The organism is Pseudoalteromonas sp. T1lg21 (assembly GCF_002964625.1).
Taxonomy (GTDB): domain Bacteria; phylum Pseudomonadota; class Gammaproteobacteria; order Enterobacterales; family Alteromonadaceae; genus Pseudoalteromonas; species Pseudoalteromonas gelatinilytica.
In genome coordinates this window covers 344,730-366,945 of record NZ_PQBX01000056.1, presented here as the reverse complement: position 1 = coordinate 366,945, position 22,216 = coordinate 344,730, and the positions used below count along the sequence as shown (strand labels likewise).

Annotated in this window: 12 protein-coding genes and 1 pseudogene; 11 read left to right on the top strand and 2 right to left on the bottom strand. The window is 41.8% G+C overall.

Annotated elements, in window-relative coordinates:
* Positions 1-685: 685 nt before the first annotated feature.
* On the bottom strand, positions 686-1,531 hold the full coding sequence (locus C2M25_RS11910) for a LysR family transcriptional regulator (RefSeq protein ID WP_054560757.1): 846 nt from the start codon (positions 1,529-1,531) through the stop codon (positions 686-688).
* A 124-nt stretch (positions 1,532-1,655) separates the two neighbouring features.
* Between C2M25_RS11910 and C2M25_RS11905 the strand changes: the two genes are divergently transcribed.
* The 9 genes and pseudogenes from C2M25_RS11905 to C2M25_RS11860 all read left to right on the top strand — a co-directional run bounded on the left by C2M25_RS11905 (position 1,656) and on the right by C2M25_RS11860 (position 17,896).
* Positions 1,656-2,255, top strand: a complete 600-nt coding sequence (locus tag C2M25_RS11905; RefSeq protein WP_054560756.1) for a hypothetical protein — start codon at positions 1,656-1,658, stop codon at positions 2,253-2,255.
* 180 nt (positions 2,256-2,435) lie between these two features.
* Positions 2,436-3,518, top strand: coding sequence for a glycine cleavage system aminomethyltransferase GcvT (gcvT, locus tag C2M25_RS11900; RefSeq protein ID WP_063700514.1), 1,083 nt, complete (start codon positions 2,436-2,438; stop codon positions 3,516-3,518).
* 51 nt (positions 3,519-3,569) lie between these two features.
* Positions 3,570-3,959 carry a glycine cleavage system protein GcvH gene (gene gcvH, locus C2M25_RS11895; protein ID WP_062570365.1) on the top strand — a complete coding sequence of 130 codons (390 nt, stop codon included), beginning with the start codon at positions 3,570-3,572 and terminating at the stop codon, positions 3,957-3,959.
* Positions 3,960-4,123: 164 nt separating this feature from the next.
* Positions 4,124-7,011, top strand: a pseudogene (gene gcvP, locus C2M25_RS11890) (aminomethyl-transferring glycine dehydrogenase).
* 445 nt (positions 7,012-7,456) lie between these two features.
* Entirely contained in the window at positions 7,457-10,222 is a 2,766-nt protein-coding gene (locus C2M25_RS11880; protein ID WP_158679717.1) for an NACHT domain-containing protein, read from the top strand.
* A 373-nt stretch (positions 10,223-10,595) separates the two neighbouring features.
* The gene (locus C2M25_RS11875; protein ID WP_063700508.1) at positions 10,596-12,185 is read left to right on the top strand and encodes a Na/Pi cotransporter family protein; all 1,590 of its coding nucleotides are present in this window, start codon (positions 10,596-10,598) and stop codon (positions 12,183-12,185) included.
* A gap of 603 nt (positions 12,186-12,788) precedes the next feature.
* Complete coding sequence (locus tag C2M25_RS11870; protein WP_105181197.1) at positions 12,789-13,793, top strand: hypothetical protein; 1,005 nt, start codon at positions 12,789-12,791, stop codon at positions 13,791-13,793.
* 458 nt (positions 13,794-14,251) lie between these two features.
* Positions 14,252-16,120 (top strand): hypothetical protein, encoded by a 1,869-nt coding sequence (locus C2M25_RS11865; RefSeq protein ID WP_105181196.1) that lies wholly within the window; start codon positions 14,252-14,254, stop codon positions 16,118-16,120.
* Positions 16,121-16,138: 18 nt separating this feature from the next.
* Complete coding sequence (locus C2M25_RS11860; RefSeq protein ID WP_105181195.1) at positions 16,139-17,896, top strand: HEAT repeat domain-containing protein; 1,758 nt, start codon at positions 16,139-16,141, stop codon at positions 17,894-17,896.
* A gap of 580 nt (positions 17,897-18,476) precedes the next feature.
* Here C2M25_RS11860 and C2M25_RS11855 read toward each other — a convergent pair.
* A complete protein-coding gene (locus tag C2M25_RS11855) occupies positions 18,477-19,166 on the bottom strand; it encodes an alpha/beta fold hydrolase (RefSeq protein ID WP_063700501.1) in 690 nt (229 codons plus the stop codon).
* 730 nt (positions 19,167-19,896) lie between these two features.
* Here C2M25_RS11855 and C2M25_RS11850 point away from each other — a divergent pair.
* Together C2M25_RS11850 and C2M25_RS11845 are read left to right on the top strand one after the other, a co-directional pair.
* Positions 19,897-20,763, top strand: a complete 867-nt coding sequence (locus C2M25_RS11850) for a hypothetical protein (RefSeq protein WP_199775177.1) — start codon at positions 19,897-19,899, stop codon at positions 20,761-20,763.
* A gap of 9 nt (positions 20,764-20,772) precedes the next feature.
* Entirely contained in the window at positions 20,773-21,855 is a 1,083-nt protein-coding gene (locus tag C2M25_RS11845; RefSeq protein WP_105181194.1) for a DUF4785 domain-containing protein, read from the top strand.
* The last annotated feature ends 361 nt before the right edge of the window (positions 21,856-22,216 follow it).

The window sequence follows — 22,216 nt, the reverse complement described above, 5'->3', positions numbered from 1 at the left end:
TATTACGATATTGGGTTTGGGAGGGTGTTAAGTAAAACTTAACGCTTGGGGCTTTCAGATTTCAGCCGTCAGCTATCAGATTGAAAAGTTAGCGAGTTAGCAAGTTAGCAAGAGTAAAGGGGAAAGTTTGCGAGATGCGAGACGTAGGAGGTGTTTTAACGCCGAAAAAAGGAGTTATCAGCTATCAGCCGTCAGCTATCAGATTGAAAAGTTAGCGAGTTAACAAAAATAAAGGGGAAAGGTACGAGTTCCGAGGGACGAGATACGAGGTGTAGGAGGCGTTTTAACGCCGAAAAAAGCTCGTAGGTTGGGTAGAGCGGAGCGAAACCCAACGTATGGAGTCATCAGCTATCAGATTAAAAGTTAGCGAGTTAGCAAGAGTAAAGGGGAAAGGTACGAGTTCCGAGGGAAGAGATACGAGACGTAGGAGGCGTTTTAACGCCGAAAAAAGTCGATTTGGTAGGAGCTTCCTTTACCAATTCGAAACCAACACTATGCTGTTAGCACCTAGCACCTAGCACCTAGCACCTAGCACCTAGCACCTAGCACCTAGCACCTAGCACCTAGCACCTAGCACCTAGCACCTAGCTAAATTCCTACGCGATATAAAATCGCTGCTACAATTTTGAAAACTCGCTAACTCGCTAACTCGCTAACTCGCTAACTCGCAACTCGCAACTCAAACCTACGTCAAACGTAGGGCGATGAATTCAGCGAGTTTGTCTACGGCGGTTCCGGGGTCGTCGGTGCGTTTAATTAAACTAATACCGATTTGACCAAGCTCGGGGAGGTCTTTGGTTTGCAGTTGGTAGTTAAGCTCATTCGGTACGGTGCTTTTTGCTAGTACCGTAATGCCTAAGCCTTCTTTTAACGCCGCAGTTAGGCCAGTTAAGTCGGCATTACTGTAGGCAATGCGGTATTTAATACCCGCACTTTGTAGTGCTTCGATTGCGCGGCGGCGATAAATACATCCCTCTGGGGCGGTTACAAGCGTTACCACATCGTTTTGTGCCAGGTTTAAATCACCCACCCATACGAGTTGGTCTTGCATAAAAATCGGGAACTTGGCTGATTCGAGCTCTTCGTTTAATGCCAACACTAAATCGAATTGATCTTGGCGCGAGACCGATAATAAATGCTTACTCAAACGAGAGCGCACTTCGAGCGATACGTCAGGGTAGAGGGCCACGAAGTCACCAATGATCGACGGTAAAATACGTGCAGCAAATTCACTGGGGATCCCCAAGCGCACTTTACCGGTCACGTTTTCGCTGGTGAACTGCTGCAAAATGGCATCGTTTTGTTGCAGCATTTGCTTTGCTAATGGCATAAGCAATTCGCCATATTGATTAAGCACTTGGCGCTGACCTTGCTTTTTAAACAGCTTATGGCCCAGCATGTCTTCAAGGCGCTTTATTTGTAAGCTCACAGCTGGTTGCGATAGCCCTAATAATTCACCTGCTTTGGCAAATCCGCCAACTTCAACAACAGTGACTAAAGTACGTAAACTATCGGTAGAAATGTTTTTCATTAAAAAATTCTATTTATAGGGCTGTATATATAAGCATTATTTATCAATTGATAAATAATTACAATTTGTTGTTGCTAGCACGGCGCAATATACTTCAGCCATTAATGATTGATAGGTGTCACATATGACTTTTACGCCAATAATGTTTGCTCGCCACAGCCAAGCTGAGACCCCAGCAGACAACGTGCTACAAGCTAATAGCGATACTGCCATTATGGATTTTAGTGGCACTGAAGCAATCCCATTTTTAACGGCTATTTTAGGTCTTGATATTAATAAGCTAACCGCCAGTGGTTTAGGCTTACGTAGTTCATTAGACGATGACCTAACAAGCAGCTACGCTTATGCCCTGTATTACTTTAACGAAACTGCATTTCGTTTTGTATTAGGTAAAGATGCCAGCGTGCAATTACAGTCGCTTATTAATGAGCAACAACTACGTTACGACATTGATTATGTAATGCGTGACGATTTAAGCGCGCTAACCCTAAGTGGTGAGCAAGCGTTTGACGCCTTGGTCGACAGCTTTAAGCTAACGCCTGGGCTGCGTTTATCAGACATGCGCAGCTGCTATGGTGCACAAAGTGGTGAGGTATTTATTACCGCCATAGATAACCAAGCAACACAGCAATTTCAGCTGGTGGCGCGCCAAGCAGAGCTTGATAAATGGCAAACGCACTTACAGCAGCTCGGCTTTGATTTAGCCTTAGCCAACGTTGCTTAAAACATAAAATTTTTAAAACAGCTACGCACTTGAGTGTTTAGCTGTTTTTTAGTTACAAAATCGCAATTTGGGTGTGACAACTGTGCAACTAATGTATAATCGCCGCCCATGTTATTCCCCCTCATTAAATTGAGGCCACGCCCCACAACTTGTGGGTTAATTTAAAAGTGAAGGAATATTATGACTTCTAAAACAGTTTTACATGCTAAGCACCTTGAAGCTGGCGCAAAAATGGTTGATTTCCACGGCTGGGAAATGCCAATCAACTACGGCTCACAAATCGAAGAGCATAATGCGGTTCGCACAGATGCAGGTATGTTTGACGTATCTCACATGACAATTGTTGATGTTCAAGGCGAGCAAGCACAAGCGTTCTTACGTAAACTAGTTGCAAACGACGTTGCTAAGTTAACTGTACCGGGTAAAGCACTTTACACAGGTATGCTTAACGAAGAAGGCGGCGTAATCGACGACCTTATCATCTACTTCTTCTCAGAAACAAACTATCGTTTAGTTGTTAACTCAGCAACACGTGAAAAAGATTTAGCGCATTTAGCTAACGTTTCGGCTGATTTCGCCGTAACAGTTACTGAGCGTCCTGAGTTTGCAATGATTGCCGTTCAAGGCCCTAACGCACGTGCTAAAACAGCAACAGTACTTAACGCAGAGCAACAAGCTGCTGTTGAAGGTATGAAGCCTTTCTTTGGTGTGCAAGCAGGTGATTTATTTATTGCGACAACAGGCTATACTGGCGAAGATGGTTATGAAATCGTAGTACCTAACGATCAAGCTGCTGATTTATGGCAACAACTTCTAGACGCAGGCGTAGCGCCAGCGGGTCTAGGTGCACGTGATACGTTACGTCTTGAAGCGGGTATGAACCTTTACGGCCTAGATATGGACGAAAGTGTTTCTCCACTTGCTGCAAACATGGCGTGGACAATCGCATGGGAGCCAGAAGATCGTAAGTTTATCGGTCGTGAAGTATTAGAACAGCAACGCGCTGACAAGAGCACAGACAAACTAGTTGGTTTAGTGCTTGAAGAAAAAGGCGTATTGCGTAGCGGTTTAAAAGTCATCGTTGAAGGTGGTGAAGGGGTGATTACCTCTGGTACATTCTCACCAACTCTTGGTCATAGTGTTGCGCTAGCACGCGTTCCGCGTTCAACTGGCGAAACAGCCCAAGTAGAGATGCGTAAAAAACTGGTTAACGTTAAGGTTGTTAAACCTTGCTTTGTACGTAACGGCAAATCAGTTATCTAAACTATAAAAAATTTGGTGTTATCACCCAATATAAACCAAAGGAACAAAAAGATGAGCAATATCCCAAGCGAATTAAAATATGCTACTTCACACGAGTGGGTTCGCGACGAAGGTGACGGTACGTTTACTGTAGGTATCACTGAGCACGCACAAGAACTTCTTGGCGACATGGTATTCGTTGAATTACCAGAAGTTGGTGATGAAGTTGACGCGGGTGAAGACTGCGCAGTAGCTGAGTCTGTAAAAGCAGCATCAGACATCTACGCACCAATCGGCGGTGAAATCGTTGCAATCAACGAAGATCTTGAAGATTCGCCTGAAACAGTAAATAACGACCCGTACACTGACGGTTGGTTATTCCGTATCAAAGCATCTGACACATCAGAGCTTGATAACCTGTTAGACGCTGAAGGCTACGCTAACACAATCGACGAAGACTAATTAATTAGTCACGCCGACTAAAAGCCCCTCATAAGTGGGGCTTTTATGATTTTATAGCTTACCTTTCCATACGCTGTAAGTTACTAAATCAACACGTTTTTAAGTTATTGCCAGTTACCCATTGGCAGTAACCACTTTTTTTTGGATCATAGGAATCTGGACAAATGTCAAACGCCAAATCTCTTGAACAATTAGAGCAAAAGCAAGATTTTATTCGCCGTCACATTGGGCCAAGCCCAGCGCAAGTAAGCGACATGCTGAGCGCTCTTGGAGTATCGAGTGTTGAAGAGCTGATCGGTCAAACGGTACCTGCAAGCATTCGCTTAGAGCAAGGTTTATCAATTGGCGAAAGCCGCACTGAAGTTGAAACACTAAGCTACTTAAAATCAGTAGCAAGCAAAAATAAAGTGTTCAAATCATACATCGGTCAAGGCTACCACCCAACTCACGTACCACACGTAATTTTACGTAACGTACTTGAGAACCCAGGCTGGTACACTGCGTATACACCATACCAACCAGAGATTGCACAAGGTCGTTTAGAATCATTATTAAACTTCCAGACTATGACCCTAGACCTAACTGGTCTTGACCTAGCAAGCGCGTCATTACTTGACGAGTCAACGGCTGCGGCAGAAGCAATGGGCCTTGCAAAGCGTGTTGCTAAGTCTAAATCAAACACATTCTTCATCGCTGAAGACGTACACACACAAACAATCGACGTTGTTGCAACTCGTGCAGAGCAGTTCGGTTTTGACGTTATCGTTGGTAAAGCAGCTGAAGCACTAGACCACGACATTTTTGGTGCGTTATTCCAATACCCATCAACAACCGGTGAAATCACTGACGTAACTGATTTAATCGCTGGCGTACAAAGCAAAAAAGCGATTGCCTGTGTTGCTGCAGACATCATGAGCTTATTACTGCTTAAAGCACCAGGTAAATTAGGTGCAGACGTAGTGCTTGGTTCAGCACAGCGTTTTGGTGTACCTATGGGTTACGGTGGTCCACACGCTGCATTCTTCGCAACACGCGACAAGTACAAGCGTTCACTACCAGGTCGTATTATTGGTGTTTCTAAAGACCGTTTAGGTAACGACGCACTACGTATGGCAATGCAAACACGTGAACAACACATTCGTCGTGAAAAAGCCAACTCAAACATCTGTACAGCGCAAGTTCTACTAGCGAACATGGCAGCGTTCTACGCGGTTTACCACGGTCCACAAGGCCTTAAAACTATCGCTGAGCGTATTCACCGTTTTGCAGACATCTTAGCGGCAGGCTTAAAAGCGAAAGGCGTAAACCTTAAGCACGACACATGGTTCGATACACTGACTGTTGTTGCAGATAATAAAGACGAAATCGTTGCACGTGCAGTAGCAAACGGCGTTAACTTTGCGTCTAACCGCGCAGGTGAATACTCAATTTCTGTATCAGAAACAACAACCCGTGCAGACGTAGCTGAGCTATTCGACATCATCTTAGGTGAAGGCCACGGTCTGAGCGTTGATGCACTTGCAAACGAAATCGAAGTAAATGGCAGCAACTCAATTCCTGCAAGCCTAGTACGCGATGACGAAATTTTAACGCACCCTAACTTCAACTCGTACCACAGCGAGACTGAAATGTTGCGTTACATCAAGCGCCTAGAGAACAAAGACTTAGCGCTTAACCACTCAATGATCTCATTAGGTTCATGTACGATGAAACTTAATGCGACAGCTGAGATGATCCCAATCACTTGGCCTGAGTTTGCAAACTTACACCCATTCTGCCCACTTGATCAGGCAGCGGGTTACCAAATCATGATGACTGAGTTACATGATTGGTTAGTAAACATCACAGGTTACGATGCAGTATCACTACAACCTAACTCAGGTGCACAAGGTGAATACGCAGGCTTAATCGCGATTCGTAAATACCACGAGTCACGCGGTGAAGGTCACCGTAACGTATGTTTGATCCCAAGTTCAGCGCACGGTACAAACCCAGCGTCTGCACAAATGGCAAGCATGAAAATCGTGGTTGTTGACTGTGATAAAAACGGTAACGTTGATATGGCTGACCTTAAAGCGAAAGCCGAAGAGGTATCTGAAAACCTATCTTGTATCATGATCACTTACCCATCTACACACGGTGTTTACGAAGAAACAATTCGTGAAATCTGTGACATCGTGCACCAGCACGGCGGTCAAGTGTACATGGACGGCGCAAACATGAATGCGCAAGTTGGTGTTACAAGCCCAGGTTCAATCGGTTCTGACGTATCGCACCTTAACCTACACAAAACATTCTGTATTCCACACGGTGGTGGTGGTCCAGGTGTTGGCCCTATCGGTGTTAAATCTCACCTAGCGCCATTTATGCCTAACCACAGCGTAATTAATGTTGCTGGCACAAACATCGGTAACGGTGCGGTTTCTGCTGCCCCTTACGGCTCAGCAGCTATTTTACCAATCTCGTGGGCATACATTGCCATGATGGGCTCTGAAGGCTTAAAACAAGCTACAGAAATGGCTATCGTGAACGCTAACTACTTATCTGAGAAGCTAAGCGAGCACTACCCAATTTTATACCGTGGCCGTAACAACCGCGTTGCGCACGAGTGTATTGTTGACCTACGCCCAATCAAAGGCAAACAGGCGTAACAGAAATGGACGTAGCTAAACGTCTACAAGACTACGGCTTCCATTCACCAACTATGTCATTCCCAGTTGCTGGCACACTAATGATTGAGCCAACTGAGTCTGAGTCTAAAGTTGAGATCGACCGTTTCATCGAAGCAATGGTGTCAATCAAGTCAGAAATCGACCGTATCGCATCTGGCGAATGGTCAATTGAAAACAACCCGCTAGTGTTTGCACCGCACACACAAGCAGACGTACTAGGCAATGAGTGGGATCGTGCATACGACCGTTTCTACGCAGCATTCCCAGTGCCAAGCGTAGCAAAAGACAAATTCTGGCCTACAGTAACCCGTATCGACGACGTATACGGCGACCGTAACCTAGTTTGTTCATGCCCAGCGGTTGAGACATACCGTGACTAAGGTTTGATTAAATTCAAATGCCAAAAAGCCGTTGCAGCAATGTAACGGCTTTTTTGTGTTTTGGGGAAAGTTAGCGAGTTGCTAGGGGAAAGATACGAGTTTCGAGGGGAAAGAGTAAAGGAGCTGTAAGCAATAAGTTTTAAGTTAGAGTACCTCACATTGCTAAGGCTAAACCCGATACCGTAGGCGTGAAATTTCTTTCGCGCTAAGGGTTAGATAAAGTAAAAAAGCAAGACTGACTAAGCTCTTAAGGAGTATTAAATTAACATGGAAAAACCTACCTAGTTCATAGTGATGTTATTTCAATAATAACAAATGTTTTATTTGTGTTACTATTCTTTGAATTGTATGAGTTTTTTGGCTGTTAGTTATGGTTTCTTCGCTTTTAATATTTGGAGCTTTATTCGTTATCTCTTTATTTATATTTTTATGGATGAGATGGCGTATGAAGGCTTCAAAAGCACGTTTTGCTTTATCTGTGGTTTCATCGATAGTTTTATGCCTTATGTTTGGGCTATCTTCATTGTCATCAACGTTACCAACAGCATTAATTTCGAAAGTTTTTGAGATTTTAGGTTTTGGCCCTATCACAACGAATGCTCCGGCATATATCACTCTACCCATTATTTTAATCCTGTCTTATTTCATATATAAGTTTGGCGAAATAGCAATAAAAAACTGGGAAGCCCCAACTCGGGTTTCTGAGATGGATTTGGAGGAAAAATTTTTAAATAACAATCTCCTAGCTTTAAGTGCAGAGCAGCTAAAACTATTTTTAAAAAGGCAGTCTGATCCTATTGCTAGCGATGTTGCTAGTAACTGGAAAGAAAAGCTAGCTGAAATACCAAAACCAATCGCAACGAAAGATCTTTTGCGTGATATGTTAGTTTCAGCATTAAGCGAAATAAGACTCCCTGATGATGGATGGAGAGATGAAGATAGAATATGGATAGGTGAGATTCTTGGACTAACTATAGAACAGAAAAAAAAAGTCATTGTTTTTATTTTAGACGATATTCAAGATGTTAGTAATATTAATACGCGTGTTGATAATGTTCAGCTAAAACATGGAGAGCTTAAAGATTGGCGAGTATTTGCAATATATTTATCGCATAAAGATGCTGATTGTGACGATAAAGTGCTTTGTGTAAATGGTGTTAATGTTGAGCTTTACTCTTCACGACAACTGATTCTTAAGGGGCTAGATTTATATAATTATGCTAGAGAGCTTGTTATTGCCTTCGAAAATACTCTTGTGGGCGGCACAAAAGCTACATTACAAGATTCATTTGTTGATTTGAATATTACAACTAATGCTAGCGGGTCACAATCAGTCCCATTTGATGAAAGTTTTAAAAATTGGTTGGATCGTAATAGTAATGGGCATATTGCTCTGACAGGAGAGTATGGGCAAGGTAAAAGTACAGTGTTAATGAAATATTGCGTTGATTGGGCAAAGAAATTTCTAGCTACAGGGAAAATCGAAGGGCGTATTCCCTTATTGATCGAGTTGCGAGGGCAGAGCCCGTGTGAATCGGATCCTTTGACTTTTATTTCTTCATGGTGTGCACGATATCGTCTTTTACCTCAACAAGTAATGAATTTGATAAAATCAGGCGAAGCAGTAGTTATTTTTGAAGGTTTTGACGAATTAAGAAACGCGGGAAGAGGATTTTATCGACATCAACACTTTAATGCTCTTTGGAAATTTGCTTATCCAAATACTAAATTAGTTTTCACTGGACGCCCCAACTTCTTTTTGGATGAGGAAGAGGTCAATAGAACTTTAAGGACTCAAGCTAACAGAGGAGCTAGTGGAGAAAGTTATACTGAGGTTTGGACTCTTAAAAAGCTTACTATAAAACAAATTGAATTTGCATGTAGGGGTTTTGAACCTGAGGTAAGAGGTGGAATCATTTCTGCAATTGCTGATAATAAGGATTTTTTTGATATTGTAAGTCGACCATCCATGCTACCTGTTGTTGCTACGATATGGCCGCAAATAGCTGAGGTGCAATTAGCGGGAGCGCAACTAACAGGTGCTGATCTAATTGAGAGATATGTACAGGCTGTTTTTTCAAGAAAAGAGGCTGAATTAGAAAGAGACAGAGTTAGACTTGACGCACCAACTGGTTCTAGATACTTAGTATTACCGAAGCAGGTAAGGGAGCTACTCACTATATGCGTTGCATGGAAAATGTCAGGGTTAAAATATAAAAATACAATATCACGCTCTGAAATCTCAGATATGGTGAGAGAAACTTACGAAATCATCGTTACTATGAGCAAGGCCGAAGGTGTTTCACCTGATGTAGCTCAAGGGGTAATTGAATTTGAAAAGCGTTATGCAGAAGATAAACTTGCTGATCGAATTGAAACGATAACAACGGAAGTTTGTAGCGCTGGCCTCTTAATTAACGACGCCGCAGGTGGTAATACTAACCTTAGATTTCCTCATAAGCAGTTTTTTGAGTTTTTGGTGGCAAAAGGAATTGCAATAATTTCTGACTCTAATGACTATAGAGCTGCTGTAGTGCTATCTATGTCATCTAACGAGAAAAACATATTTACTAGGCTTAGAAATGAAAATAACTCAATTTACTATCTTTCAGAATGTATTGGTCAAGACTTAAAAAGGATTTTATCAATTGTAACAAGACTCTACGTGGCTATGGTTTTTCTGCTTGACTTACTTTTTTATGAAGCTGTAGGAGTTAGTGAAGTCATTTCGAAGAAAATAAAAAATAAAGAAAGTGAGAAAACTAAACAGAAAGAAAGAGATAATAATTTTTTTGAAAAAAGCAATACCCAGATTATTTCAAGCTCTGCAAGGTTTCTAGCAGTGTTTTCATTGGTCGTTATTTTTGGTCTTGGTCTTTTTACCTTCTATCTTACACGCTCAGGTGAAACGGTAAAATCAGGTTTTGTTTTTTTTGTATTATTAGCATTAATGCTTATTCACTCTCTATTAATGTTGAAGTCGCAGGAGCAGCGAGAGAAGGTTATACTTACATTTCTCAGAGCTCACTGGTATCGTGTGGGACAAAAGCCAAAGAACCTAAAGCATGAGCTAATTCTAGCTATCAAATCTATGCTTAAAGGTAAAGTAGTTTTTCCAAATAATAAAATAGATTCTGATGTAAATTATAGTCAGTTTGTTTATCCTGCCAAAGACTTTGGTACATCCAAAATTAAGGGAACCAAAAACTAAAAGAGTACCCAGTAGTAAGTTCCGGTTTAGAAAAATAAGGGGTCAGGTTTTTCCCTAACCCCTTTACCAACATAAACCCACACCTAGCACCGTAGGCATGAAATTTTTTTCGCGCTATGTCTACTTAAAACGCGCCATACATGCATAACGTCTACAATTCATTTGATTACGCGATATAAAACACAGCTACAATTTTGCTAACTTGCTAACTTGCTAACTTGCTAACTTGCTAACTTGCTAACTTGCTAACTTGCTAACTTGCTAACTAACCCCTAAAACCAGTTACTTTGTTTTCGATCATTGCGCTATAAGGTACTCAAATCTATACTTTTTGTATCGATCTTGATTAACAATATCAGCACTTTATAAGCGAATGGAAAATCTGAACATAGCCATGGCTGGGCTAACCGCCATTATCCTTTTTATTTTTGGGCTTGAGAACTTTTCTCGGGAAATTGAAAGTATATCGGGAGAGCGCTTTCGTAAATCGTTGAGTCGCGCGACTAACATTCCTATTTTTGGGGTGTTAATTGGTGCTGTGGTGACGGCCTTTATTCAATCGAGTTCTGCGACGTCGGTGATCACGATAAGCTTGGTAAATGCGGGGGTGTTAACGTTTAAAAATAGTGTCGGTATTATTTTTGGATCAAATGTGGGCACTACGATAACGGCTCAGCTGGTGGCTTTTAAGCTGACGGTATTTGCTCCTGTGATTATTATTATTGGCTTTTTTCTGTCGCTGACTCGCAATCGCTTTTCTATTTTTGGTAAGGCGATTTTCTATTTCGGTTTTGTCTTTTTTAGCCTTAACCTGATTTCATCATCACTTGCGCCATTACAAAACAACCCTGCATTAATTGAGATTTTAACGCAGCCGCAAAACCCACTTTTAGCGATTTTAGTGGGCTGTGTATTTACTGCTATGGTGCAGTCGAGTTCGGTGACTACAGGGCTTGCCATTGTTTTTACTCAGCAAGGTATTTTGGGGCTTGAGAACGCGGTACCCATTATTATGGGGGCGAATATTGGTACCACAGCGACTGCTATGATTTCTGTGTTTGGTATGGATATCGCAGCAAAGAAAGCGGCGTTGAGCCACCTGTTGTTTAATGTGGGTGGGGTGCTTTTATTTCTGCCTTTCATTTTATTGTTTGGTGATAAGTTAAGTGAAATTACGCTTGATCCCGCTGTCGCACTGGCAAATATTCATTTTATTTTTAATGTGGTTGCCAGTTTAGTTTTTATTGCTTTTGTTAACCCCTTTACGCGCTTTGTCGATTTTTTGCTTGGTGAAGGAAAAATGGACTTTGAACGCCTTGAATTGCCGACTTACCAAGAGGATGAAGAGTTTCAGCATGTCGTCGATAAGTTAGAATCAGGCAACCAGCAGCTGCTTAATTTTTTAAAAGAAAACTACAATCAGGTCACGCTGAGCTTAGAGACTAACTACAAAGGTATTCAAGATACTGCACAAAAGCGCTTGGAATATGCCAGTTTTGTTGAGAAGGAATACATCACTTATTTCACTACTATTGTTAGTAAAATCAATGATGAAGAGCAGTCACGAGAGTTAATGCTGCAAATTAACCGCTTTGATTATTTGTTCCAAATTCATGATTCCATCATTGATCTGTTTGAAAGCAAGCGGATTATGAATGAACAATTTATAGAATTAGAAAGCGATATTTTGATTATGATCCGCGAACTTTCGAGTGATACGCTGACCTTGTTCACCCATACCAGCGAGAATTTAGAACAACCTAAAAATGACGAAATAGATAAAGCAGCTAGGTCGTTGCAATTGCATCTGAATCAGGCGCAGCGTAAGTTATTAATGCTACTTGCTGATACCAACCGAAAAGATGCCGGTACGCTGACAAATTTCGTCACCTATTCTCAGCGCCTCAAAGATAAACTGCTGAACTTACATAAAATGTATTCACGTAAAAATGCCGAGTTGTAGGTTGGGTAGAGCGGAGCGAAACTCGATAAGTTAGCGAGTTGCGAGGGGAAAGGGTAAAGAATCTTTCAGCCGTCAGCTATCAGATTGAAAGTTAGCGAGTTAGAAAGAGTAAAGGGGAAAGTTTGCGAGATACGAGATACGAGATACGAGGAACGAGTTTCGAGTTGTAGGAGGCGTTTTAGCGCTGAAGAGGTAGCAGCGGGTTTATCCCGCGTTTTTAGATTAAATTGTTCATGGTTAAAACCATTCCTACGCGATATAAAATCGCTGCTAAAAAACATGGGTCAGGTCTTTCTATTTGCCTAACCCCTTTACCAATCCAAAACCAACACTATGCTGCTAGCACCTAGCACCTAGCACCTAGCACCTAGCACCTAGCACCTAGCACCTAGCACCTAGCACCTAGCACCTAGCACCTAGCACCTAGCACTGTAGGCGTGAAATTTATTTCGCGCGAACCCATTAAAAAACAACTTTGAAAGAATTTTTGTATTTATATGGGTACAAGGATCAAATAACCTGTATTATGCATTCTTTGCTATTGGGTGGTGAAACCTCTTAATTAACCACCTGATTATGTTGTTGAAATTTTAAGGTGAAATAATGTTAAAAGGGAACTTTGCGCGCATTAACATGGCTTTGGCCTGTTTGCTTGTGTTAAATCTTGGGGTTGCTGGTGCTTCGGCTAATGACGATACACCAATTGAGAGCGTGGTTGCAGATGCTAACTTCTTAACGTGTTTACAAGAAAGTGGCTATAAAACTGTGGGGGAGGTGACAAAAATACATTGCAGAGATCGCGGTATTACCTCAGCCAAAGGGCTTGAGCATTTTAGTAACTTAACAAAACTCGTCCTCAGTAATGAAGGAGATAGCTTCATCGTTGGTGAAATTGGTGGCATTACAAGTAGGCCTGCCGATAAGAAAGTGCCAAACCAGCTGACCGAAATCGACATAAGCCACAATAGCCAGCTTTTCCTTGTTGATTTAAGCCAAAACAGCCTTACGAGTATTGATGTAAGTAACAACGAAGAGTTAGAGACTTTAATGCTGAGTGGTAATAAGCTTTCAAAGCTTGATGTAAGCACTAACAGTAAACTTACATGGCTTGATCTTAATGATAATAAGCTGACAGGCGAATTGACGCTTGTTAATTCTGAACTGTATCAACTTAATCTGTCGGGCAATAAGCTCACAAAAGTAAATATACCGAGTGGTATTCGTAACCTTGAGCTTGCAAATAATCAGTTAAAAAACCTAGATTTAAGCAAGTTCAAGATGCTCAGCGAACTAAACCTAGATGCCAACCAGCTTAGCGCTTTAGACATAAGCCATAATAAAAAGTTAACTGCACTTTACGCCGGTAATAACCACTTAAGCACTATCGATTTAACAGCAAGCCCCATGCTTCAAGTGCTCTTTTTGTCAAATAACAAATTAAAAAACATTGATTTACGTGAACATGCAAATTTAGTAGATATCAGCCTTTCTAATAACCCGCTAAAAAAAGTAGATGTAAGCAAAAGCTATAATTTAGAGCTGTTAGAACTCGACAGTGGTGTTGAGTGCATAGGCATAGGTTGTGCAACAAGGTTTGAAGGGTATTAATAACAGCGTGTTGGGCAGAGCACAGCGAAACTCGATAAGTTAGCGAGGGGAAAGGGGAGAGGGGAAAGGGGAAAGGGGAAAGTTCCCCGAACTCGCAAACTTTCCCCTTGTAACTCGCTAACTTTTGTTCTTAATCTGATAGCTCCAAATGTTGGGTTTCGCTCCGCTCTAACCAACCTACAAGCTGATATCTAATATCTCCTTTTTGTACGGCGTTAAAACATCTCCTACATCTCTCACTTCGCACCTCGTCCCTCGCACCTATTAAAAATTTTTATCCCTCCATAATTCATCCATTATTGTGATATACCCTTTGAGATATGTACCTTTTGTACCCCAAATTTAGTGGGTTAAAGCTTAACCATTTCGAAAATAAGTCTGTCGGACTTTGAGTAGAAGTATGAGTTTTATTAATTAATAGTTTGTCGAAATTACAATCAATAATTAGGAATCGTGATATGAATCAGTCTAAAAGGATTAGTGCTGTATTGGCTTTATCCCTACTTTCACTAGTTGGGTGTTCTGATGATGACTCTACTGAACAAGAAGCTGTTGCTAATGTAGCGTTGAAATCGATGACCCCAGTGTCTGATAACGTTTATCAACCAGGGCAACAGATTACTGTTGATTTCAGCACAGAAACAACCTTATTAACGAATGAGCATGTAGGTGTTTCCTTTATTTTGATTGAAAGAAGTAAAGTCGCTGAGCTTGAAACTGAAGATGAGCCAGATGGCTACGATTTAGGTGAGTTTGATATCGAGCAGTTACAAGAAGGCGAGCAAAATCATAGTGCAACATTAATTTTGCCAAACGAAGATCTCACTGCGGGTGAATTTGTCATTGCCGCTTTTGTTGACACAAGCGGGGTGATCTCAAATGAAGTTGATGTAACAGATAATAAGTCGCGGGGCATTGAGTCTGGTGACGAAAGCACCTATAGCTCGGTAGTCATTGGCGATGGCCATTATCATGATTTTGTTTTAGATAAACTTAAAGTTGGCGACGGCTTTGCTGTTTTTCCTGGTCCGGGTAAACGAGATACCACAGGGACTGGTGAACCTACGCAAAAAATACCTGATTTAATCGGTTTTATTAATGCCACCAAATTTGGCAATTCTGTCAATGAGGCTGACATCAGTGCAACGATAACCATCGGCGAAACCACTTATCATGCTCACTTATGGAATGAGCAAGCGCAAGCTTATATGGAGACGATGCGTATAAAGTTTCCTGATCATGAGCAGTCTCATTACTTTCCTTGGGATGTTGCTGTGAATGGTGTATTGCTCAAAGCGATACACGATAATTTTGATCACGATGGTGGCGAAAACAGCTTTAGCATGACATTTACCTTCCATGATAACTCAGAAGAAATTGAAGCTCACAGTGACAATAATAGTATTACCGTTGAGGTACCTTATGCGCTTTATCATGATGAAGTGAGTACCGCAGAATCGGCAGAACTAAATAGTAATAAAACTACAATAGCTTCAGTATCAGCGATGCAGACTACTGCTGCAGCAGCAACAACCTTGGCTAAAGTTGGTAGTTGGAGTGCGACCTATGGTGACAGTGATGCTGTGGCTATCAGCCCTTCTTTTTATAGCTATATGAATGTTTCTTCTAGTAATGGTGGTTCAGCTGAGGGGCTAGTTGAAGCAGATCTAGACCTTTATTTATTTGATAAATCAGCAAGTTTGGTAAGTGCTAGTGCTGAAGCGAGTGCCAATGTAAGTGATGGTGAAATTACTTATGCAGCAAACTTTAGTGTGCTGGGTGATACGTTAATTGATGAGGGCGATACGTTATCGGCCTTAGACAAATCTTTAGGATATAGCTGGAGCGAAGAGCAAAAAGTGGTTGAAACGACGTTCACCATTGTGATTGTTCCGGTGACTGTTGAGGCAGGTGTTAGCGGAAGTTTAGATTTAGGAGTTGGTTTAACTTATAGCAATAGCCGTATTGACTTAGGGGGAGATATTGTTACTGCCAGCATGGATGCGTATGCGACAGCTGAAATAAATCTAGGCATAGCAAGTGGCGGTGTTGGTATCGATTTCTTGATTATTGCAGATACATTTAATGCCACTCTTTATGCTGATTTAGCTAAAGCTATCACTGATTCTAAAATAACCTTAGGAATTGATGTAACAAATGATATTGAGGCAATTTCGGGTGAATTTTATGTCTATGTTAAATACCCTAAATATAAGTGGTGTTGTACGGTTAAGACGAAAACTAAAACTCAAACTATCTATGATACCAGCACTTTGTACGATAAAAGCTGGACAATTTTAGACGAATCAGCAACCTTAAGTTATTAGTTTGAAGGCTAAGGTATAATGCGTTTAATTAACATGAGTTTATTATTGGGCACTCTATTAGGCTATGCTTCGGCGGCTTATGCAGTGCCTCAGTGTACTGTTTGGGCTGAACTTCAATCAAAAGCAGATACGAATATTATCTCGATGAAAAGCCCTTCAAAAAGTCAGTTTGACTTGCAAGGGCGGCTGATTTATCGGCCATTGTTGGTTGAAGAGAAATCTCACTGGTTGGGTTTTGAGCTGTACCAAGCTCAAGCAAAGTTAAATAAAACGGTAAGTACAAGCAATGAATATGCAGTGCCTTTTGCCGTGAAAATTAACAATAACTCAGGTGAAGTTTTAGATTATCGGTTTAATGCTAAATTAAAACCGGCCGATCAACAGAAGCTGATTGCTTTATACCGTGCCTTTCACCGTGCAAAACACCCTGAAAATTTACAGGGTGATAAGTACTGGGTTAAAGAACGTGATGATATCGGTCAGTACAAATCACTCTACACGGTTTTAGCTGATAACAAACTAAAGCGTAATAAACTCAGTTACATAGAGCCAACTGACACTAGACAAAGCGCTAATGCTGCGAAAAAGCTAATGCAGTTGGAAACGGCGAACATTATTAGTGATGAGTTTACTTTTGAAAACGATAAGTGCTGGTTAACAAAAACCCTCGGGAATAGTCATATTCAAGTCAGTAGTAGTGATGGAAATATGAATATTGAAGTACTGCAAACGTTAAGTTTAAATCGTTCAAATCAATCGATACCCGATGATGCAAGGTTACTACAATTACCCGAAGACCCTACTCAATGGAACAATTTAAGCACAGATTGGGTTTACCCTAAAGCGCCGCCTCAACCCTTAAAAAATACAGAAGCGTTTATCACTGCTTTAAAAAATATGGATTGGCTAGAGGGAGATCGAAAAGCGCTTTTGCAATTTCTTTATGACAATGATCAGTATTTACAGAGCTTAAAAGAGCTTATTTCAACAAAGGCAATTGCTGATCCCCTAGAAAGCAAATTGTTTATGTACTTAGGTAAACATGACTCAGTTAATTCAAAACAGTTACTGACGGAAGTGTTTGTTGAGCAAGGTTTATTTTCACCAAATCAGCGCTTTAGAAGTTTAATGGCACTAAAATACAGTGAAAAGCCGTTAACAGACATGCAGGTTGAGGCGATTTTTGAGTATTCAATGTCATATGGTCTTGATGAAGAAAATTCTATGCTGGCTCACAGTGCTTTAATGGTAATGGGGGCTATAGCGAAAAATCAGCAGGGCAGTGAGTTTTCGAGTCAGTTAACCCAAAAGTTAGCTGATTCATTGAGTTCGAGTGCAACAGATAAAAAAGCATCTGCCCTAATCACCGCACTGGGCAATAGTGGAGACTATGATCATCAACAGCTTATTGGTGATTATTTAGCGGGCGACAGCCCAAGATTACGCCTAAATGCAGCAGAGGCCTTGGCAAAAATGCCAAGTAAAACCAGTTTGAATTACTTGAGTAATCAACTAAATCAAGAAACTGATAGTAAAACGCAAGGGGCGATTTTAAAAGCAATGGGTAATAATGAGTTAGACGCAAAACAAGTAGATAGTATTTACGCCTTTGCTGACGCTAGTAACCCGAAAGATATTCGCAGTGCCGCTATATCGGCGTTGAGTCAACAAGCGAAGTCAAAACCAGAGGTTAAAAGCCGTTTAAAAGCACTGGTTAAGACGGAAACTAATCAAAAGAACCTGCGTCAATTAATGAAAGCGCTGTATGGTTCGTAAAAGCATAAGTTAGCGAGCTGGTAGGTTGGGTAGAGCGGAGCGAAACCCAACAAGTTAGCAAGTTAGAAAGAGTAAAGGGGAAAGGGTAAAGGAGCTATCAGCTTTCAGCCGTCAGCTATCAGATTGAAAAGTTAGCGAGTTAGAAAGAGTAAAGGGGAAAGTTTGCGAGATGCGAGGTGTAGGAGGCGTTTTAACGCCGAATAGAAATGGAGATATTAGAAACCAGTCGTCAGAAGTTAGATTGGATTGTGCCTGCGCATAGTTAAATTGAAATGCTCATCCGTAGGCATGAAATTTATTTCGCGCGATGAGCATAAGATCTATCAGATTGAAAAGTTAGCGAGTTAGATAGACTAAAGGGGAAAGGTACGAGTTTCGAGGAACGAGATACGAGGTGTAGGAGGCGTTTTAACGCCGAAAAAAGTCATAGGGGAGGCGCAACTAACACTACGCTGTTAGCACCTAGCACCTAGCACCTAGCACCTAGCACCTAGCACCTAGCACCTAGCACCTAGCACCTATAACCTATAACCATTCCTACGCGATATAAAATCGCTGCTACAATCTCGCTAACTTGCAGCTACTGAATCAAACTCACTTGTTTTACATACGTATCGGTTTGCAAACCAAAGTGGCCGAGAACGTAGGTGTAGGTGGCATTTTCATTCCATAATCGGCTGCTGTGAATGCCGTACACATAACAAGTGCCAGTTGAGCAGACGATTTGATCTGAGTAGCTCTTTATGGAATACACTTTGTCGCCTAATGCTTCTCCATAAATGCTATTTAATAATGGGCTGCCAACCGATAAACCATAGTAACCACATGTGTTATTCCACACATTATATGGGTAAACACCACAACTAAGCAGGCCGCGCGCGGCACCTGCAACACCAACAAAAGTATCGACATCTGATGCCATGCCTAGCTTATAAATTTGCTGGGCTGCGAGTGTGACACCCATTGAGTGGCCGATAATATCGATCTTACCTGTGCAAGATTGGTTGATTGCAGTAAGAATGGCGTTACGTACGGGCGTTTCTTCACTGCCGTTATGATCGTTGCAACTCGCGCAAGATTTAGAGCCCCAATCTGGGGTGAAAATTTCACTGTCGACATACCCTTTTCGTTTTAATTCGTTGATTGTGTTATTCCAACTCGAAGGGGAGGCGGTATTACCATGTACCAGTACAACGTTATCTCTACATGCTGCAAAAGCAGTTGTGCTCATACCTGCGCATAACGCAATCATCGTCAATAGGCGCTTCATTGTGTGTTCTCCTGTTTAACATTTAATTTACAGCGTATGAAATTTAAACAGGACTGGATATAGTACTTTCGTGCAGCGATACTATTTCGCATTGTGCAATGTATACCGTTTTATTTTGCTAGCACTGTAGGCGTGAAATTTATTTCGCGCGATGAACAAAATAGCTCTCAGCTCTCAGCCGTCAGCTATCAGATTGAAAAGTTAGCGAGTTAGAAAGAGTAAAGGGGAAAGTTTGCGAGATACGAGTTGTAGGAGGCGTTTTAACGCCGAACAAAAAATGGAGATATTAGATATCAGTCGTTAGAAGTTAGATTAAAATCCAACTAGTTAGCGAGATACGAGACAAAGGAAGCGTTTTAACGCCGAACAAAAAAGGAGATATTAGATATCAGTCGTTAGAAGTTAGATTAAAAACCCAACGAGTTAGCGAGATACGAGGGGCGAGATGCGAGACGTAGGAGGCGTTTTTAACGCCGAACAAAGTCATAGGGGAGGCACAACCAACACTATGCTGTTAGCACCTAGCACCTAGCACCTCGCATCTCTCATCTCGCACCTCGCATCTCGCCTCCCTTTTTTCTCCTAAAAACTAATAATTTGTACTTAAAAAACACCCAAAAGTTAAATTATTGTAAATTTATTCTTGCTTTCGTACCTGTTTGGTCTATGTTTTTGGTCGGAGGTCACTCCTCCAACCTGATAGATATAATTACAATCAACAGGAACACACATGAAAATAAAAACACTCTCACTAGTGCCAGCTTTAATGTTGGCAGCGGGTATCAGCCACAGTGCTTTTGCTGCGCAAGGAGTCGCATTTGTGCACGGTACAGGCCAGCAAAGCGATGCGTATAATGACTATTGGACAGGCAGTTTTGTCGACACGGTTCGCCAAGGTTTACCAAACAGTAGTAATTACACGGTCATTAATTGTGATTTTGATCAGTATATGTGGGCAGATGCGGCATCTGGCTGTTTAGCAGGGCAGCTCACTACATTTATCAATAATAAAAACATCACTGATTTAACTCTGATCACCCATTCTAATGGCGGTAATGTGGTGCGTTGGATTTTATCTAACCCAACATGGGATAGCCGTTATCCATATATTATTAGCAAAGTCACGCGTACCATTGCTCTGGCTCCTTCAAGTGGTGGTACGCCGTTGGCTGATGCAGTTATTGCGGGTAATTCGTTCGAGCAAAGTTTAGGTTGGCTTTTAGGCTACGGCAGCGATGCAGTAAAGCAACAGCAGGTATCTTGGATGGCGTCGTATAACGCACAGTGGCTGTATGGCACACCGAACCGCCCAAGCTTACCGTCTCGATTCGAAACCGTGGTGGGCAGTGATGTTGATTCTGCGGTATGGGATAGCGACAGCTATTGCGGCGGATACCAAAACCAAGTCGCCCTAGAAGTGACACAAAATTGGTTAGATAGCTGCTCAGATGGCTTTTTAAATTGCAGTTCTCAGTCGTTAGCTGGGGTAGTGTGGTTTACCGATAAATCACGAACCAAAGGCAGTGAACCTTTGAGTCATCAGCAAAGTCGACGCAATTGTTTTGGTTTGCCAGACATGCTTAAAAATCGAATTTAGGAGCCCGCTATGATTAATAAGTTAACCACACTCGCTGCTGCAATGATGCTTGTAAGCAACGCAGCACAGGCTAATGAGCAAACGGTTTATCAGTTTCCTCAAGTTCAACCAGCAGCGAACGCTCAACTGGAAACATTAGAAAAAGACAGTGTTGAATATTGGCAGAAGGTTTCGGGTAAAGAGCTTAAGCGCGGCGTGCCAGTCTTTGTAAACCAAGCAGATAATTTTATTCGCATTGCACCAAAAGCACGTTTTGATAGCGGCGAAGTATTTAAGCCTCATGACTTACAGCTAGATAAACTGTCGGTGCGTGATGACAACTTTAGACAAATGCCAATGCAAGCCATGGTTGCACAAGAACAAATGGAAAATGCTGGCTTTAGCGATGGCAGTGTTGGGCTCAAGCTAGGTCAGGTAAATGGCAAAGCAATGCTAAGAACAAGCCAAGCGCTTAATGATAACGACACCTACTTACTGCATGTGATTGAAAAAGGATCGAGTAATGCTTTGCATGCTAAATCGCAGTTTAAAGTGAAAGATCAGCAACAGCGTGTCGCTATGCAGCTTAGTATGGGTAAAAAGCGCTTTAAAGATAGTGATGTGAAGTTAACGCTTTCAAGTCCTGATGGCGAAAAGCTAGATGTACGTTACGAAAATGGTGAAGCGGTATTTAATTACCCGCTTGAAACCTTAGGTGCGGTAAATGGTTACTACGAGCTTGAGGCTAGTGTCGACACTAAAGTGAACGGTCAAACGGTAAAACGCTCTATAAAAATGCCGTTTGTACATAGCTCACAAACCATCAGTATGGATAAAGCCAAAGTCACTGCGCTTGGCAATAACAAATACCAAGCCAAGGTGCCAGTGCAAGTGACTGACTCAGGCCGCTATGCTATTCGTGCAACCTTAACTGGCAAAGGTAATAAAGGTGAGCGCATCAAACTAGCAACGGTTGAAGTAGCAAAACAGATTGATAGCTATGATAGTTTCACCATGCCTTTTGCGGTCACTCAAGCAGCTAAAGCCCCATATGAGCTGGTGGATATTGAGCTTACCGACCAAACGCGAATGTTAAAGTTTGCGGGGGAGTAAAAGGTAGCTCTTATTGTATGTTGGGTGGAGCGCAGCGAAACCCAACAAGTTAGCGAGTAGCGAGTTGCAAGGGGAAAGAGTAAAGGGGAAAGGTACGAGTTTCGAGGGGCGAGATACGAGTTATAGGAGGCGTTTTAACGCCGAACAGAAATGGAGATATTAGATATCAGTCGTCAGAAGTTAGATTGAAAATACCCAAGTTAGCGAGTTGCTAGGGGAAAGAGTAAAGGGGAAAGGTACGAGTTCCGAGGGACGAGATACGAGATACGAGATGTAGGAGGCGTTTTAACGCCGAAAAAAAAGTCGATTGGGTATGGAACCCCCTTACGAATCCAAAACCATGCTGTTAGCACCTAGCACC

Excerpts from the sequence above, each read along its gene's own strand:
- C2M25_RS11910 (WP_054560757.1), bottom strand. The coding sequence starts at position 1,531 with ATGAAAAACATTTCTACCGATAGTTTACGTACTTTAGTCACTGTTGTT.
- C2M25_RS11905 (WP_054560756.1), top strand. The coding sequence starts at position 1,656 with ATGACTTTTACGCCAATAATGTTTGCTCGCCACAGCCAAGCTGAGACC.
- gcvT (WP_063700514.1), top strand. The coding sequence starts at position 2,436 with ATGACTTCTAAAACAGTTTTACATGCTAAGCACCTTGAAGCTGGCGCA.
- gcvH (WP_062570365.1), top strand. The coding sequence starts at position 3,570 with ATGAGCAATATCCCAAGCGAATTAAAATATGCTACTTCACACGAGTGG.
- C2M25_RS11880 (WP_158679717.1), top strand. The coding sequence starts at position 7,457 with ATGAAGGCTTCAAAAGCACGTTTTGCTTTATCTGTGGTTTCATCGATA.
- C2M25_RS11875 (WP_063700508.1), top strand. The coding sequence starts at position 10,596 with ATGGAAAATCTGAACATAGCCATGGCTGGGCTAACCGCCATTATCCTT.
- C2M25_RS11870 (WP_105181197.1), top strand. The coding sequence starts at position 12,789 with ATGTTAAAAGGGAACTTTGCGCGCATTAACATGGCTTTGGCCTGTTTG.
- C2M25_RS11865 (WP_105181196.1), top strand. The coding sequence starts at position 14,252 with ATGAATCAGTCTAAAAGGATTAGTGCTGTATTGGCTTTATCCCTACTT.
- C2M25_RS11860 (WP_105181195.1), top strand. The coding sequence starts at position 16,139 with ATGCGTTTAATTAACATGAGTTTATTATTGGGCACTCTATTAGGCTAT.
- C2M25_RS11855 (WP_063700501.1), bottom strand. The coding sequence starts at position 19,166 with ATGAAGCGCCTATTGACGATGATTGCGTTATGCGCAGGTATGAGCACA.
- C2M25_RS11850 (WP_199775177.1), top strand. The coding sequence starts at position 19,897 with ATGAAAATAAAAACACTCTCACTAGTGCCAGCTTTAATGTTGGCAGCG.
- C2M25_RS11845 (WP_105181194.1), top strand. The coding sequence starts at position 20,773 with ATGATTAATAAGTTAACCACACTCGCTGCTGCAATGATGCTTGTAAGC.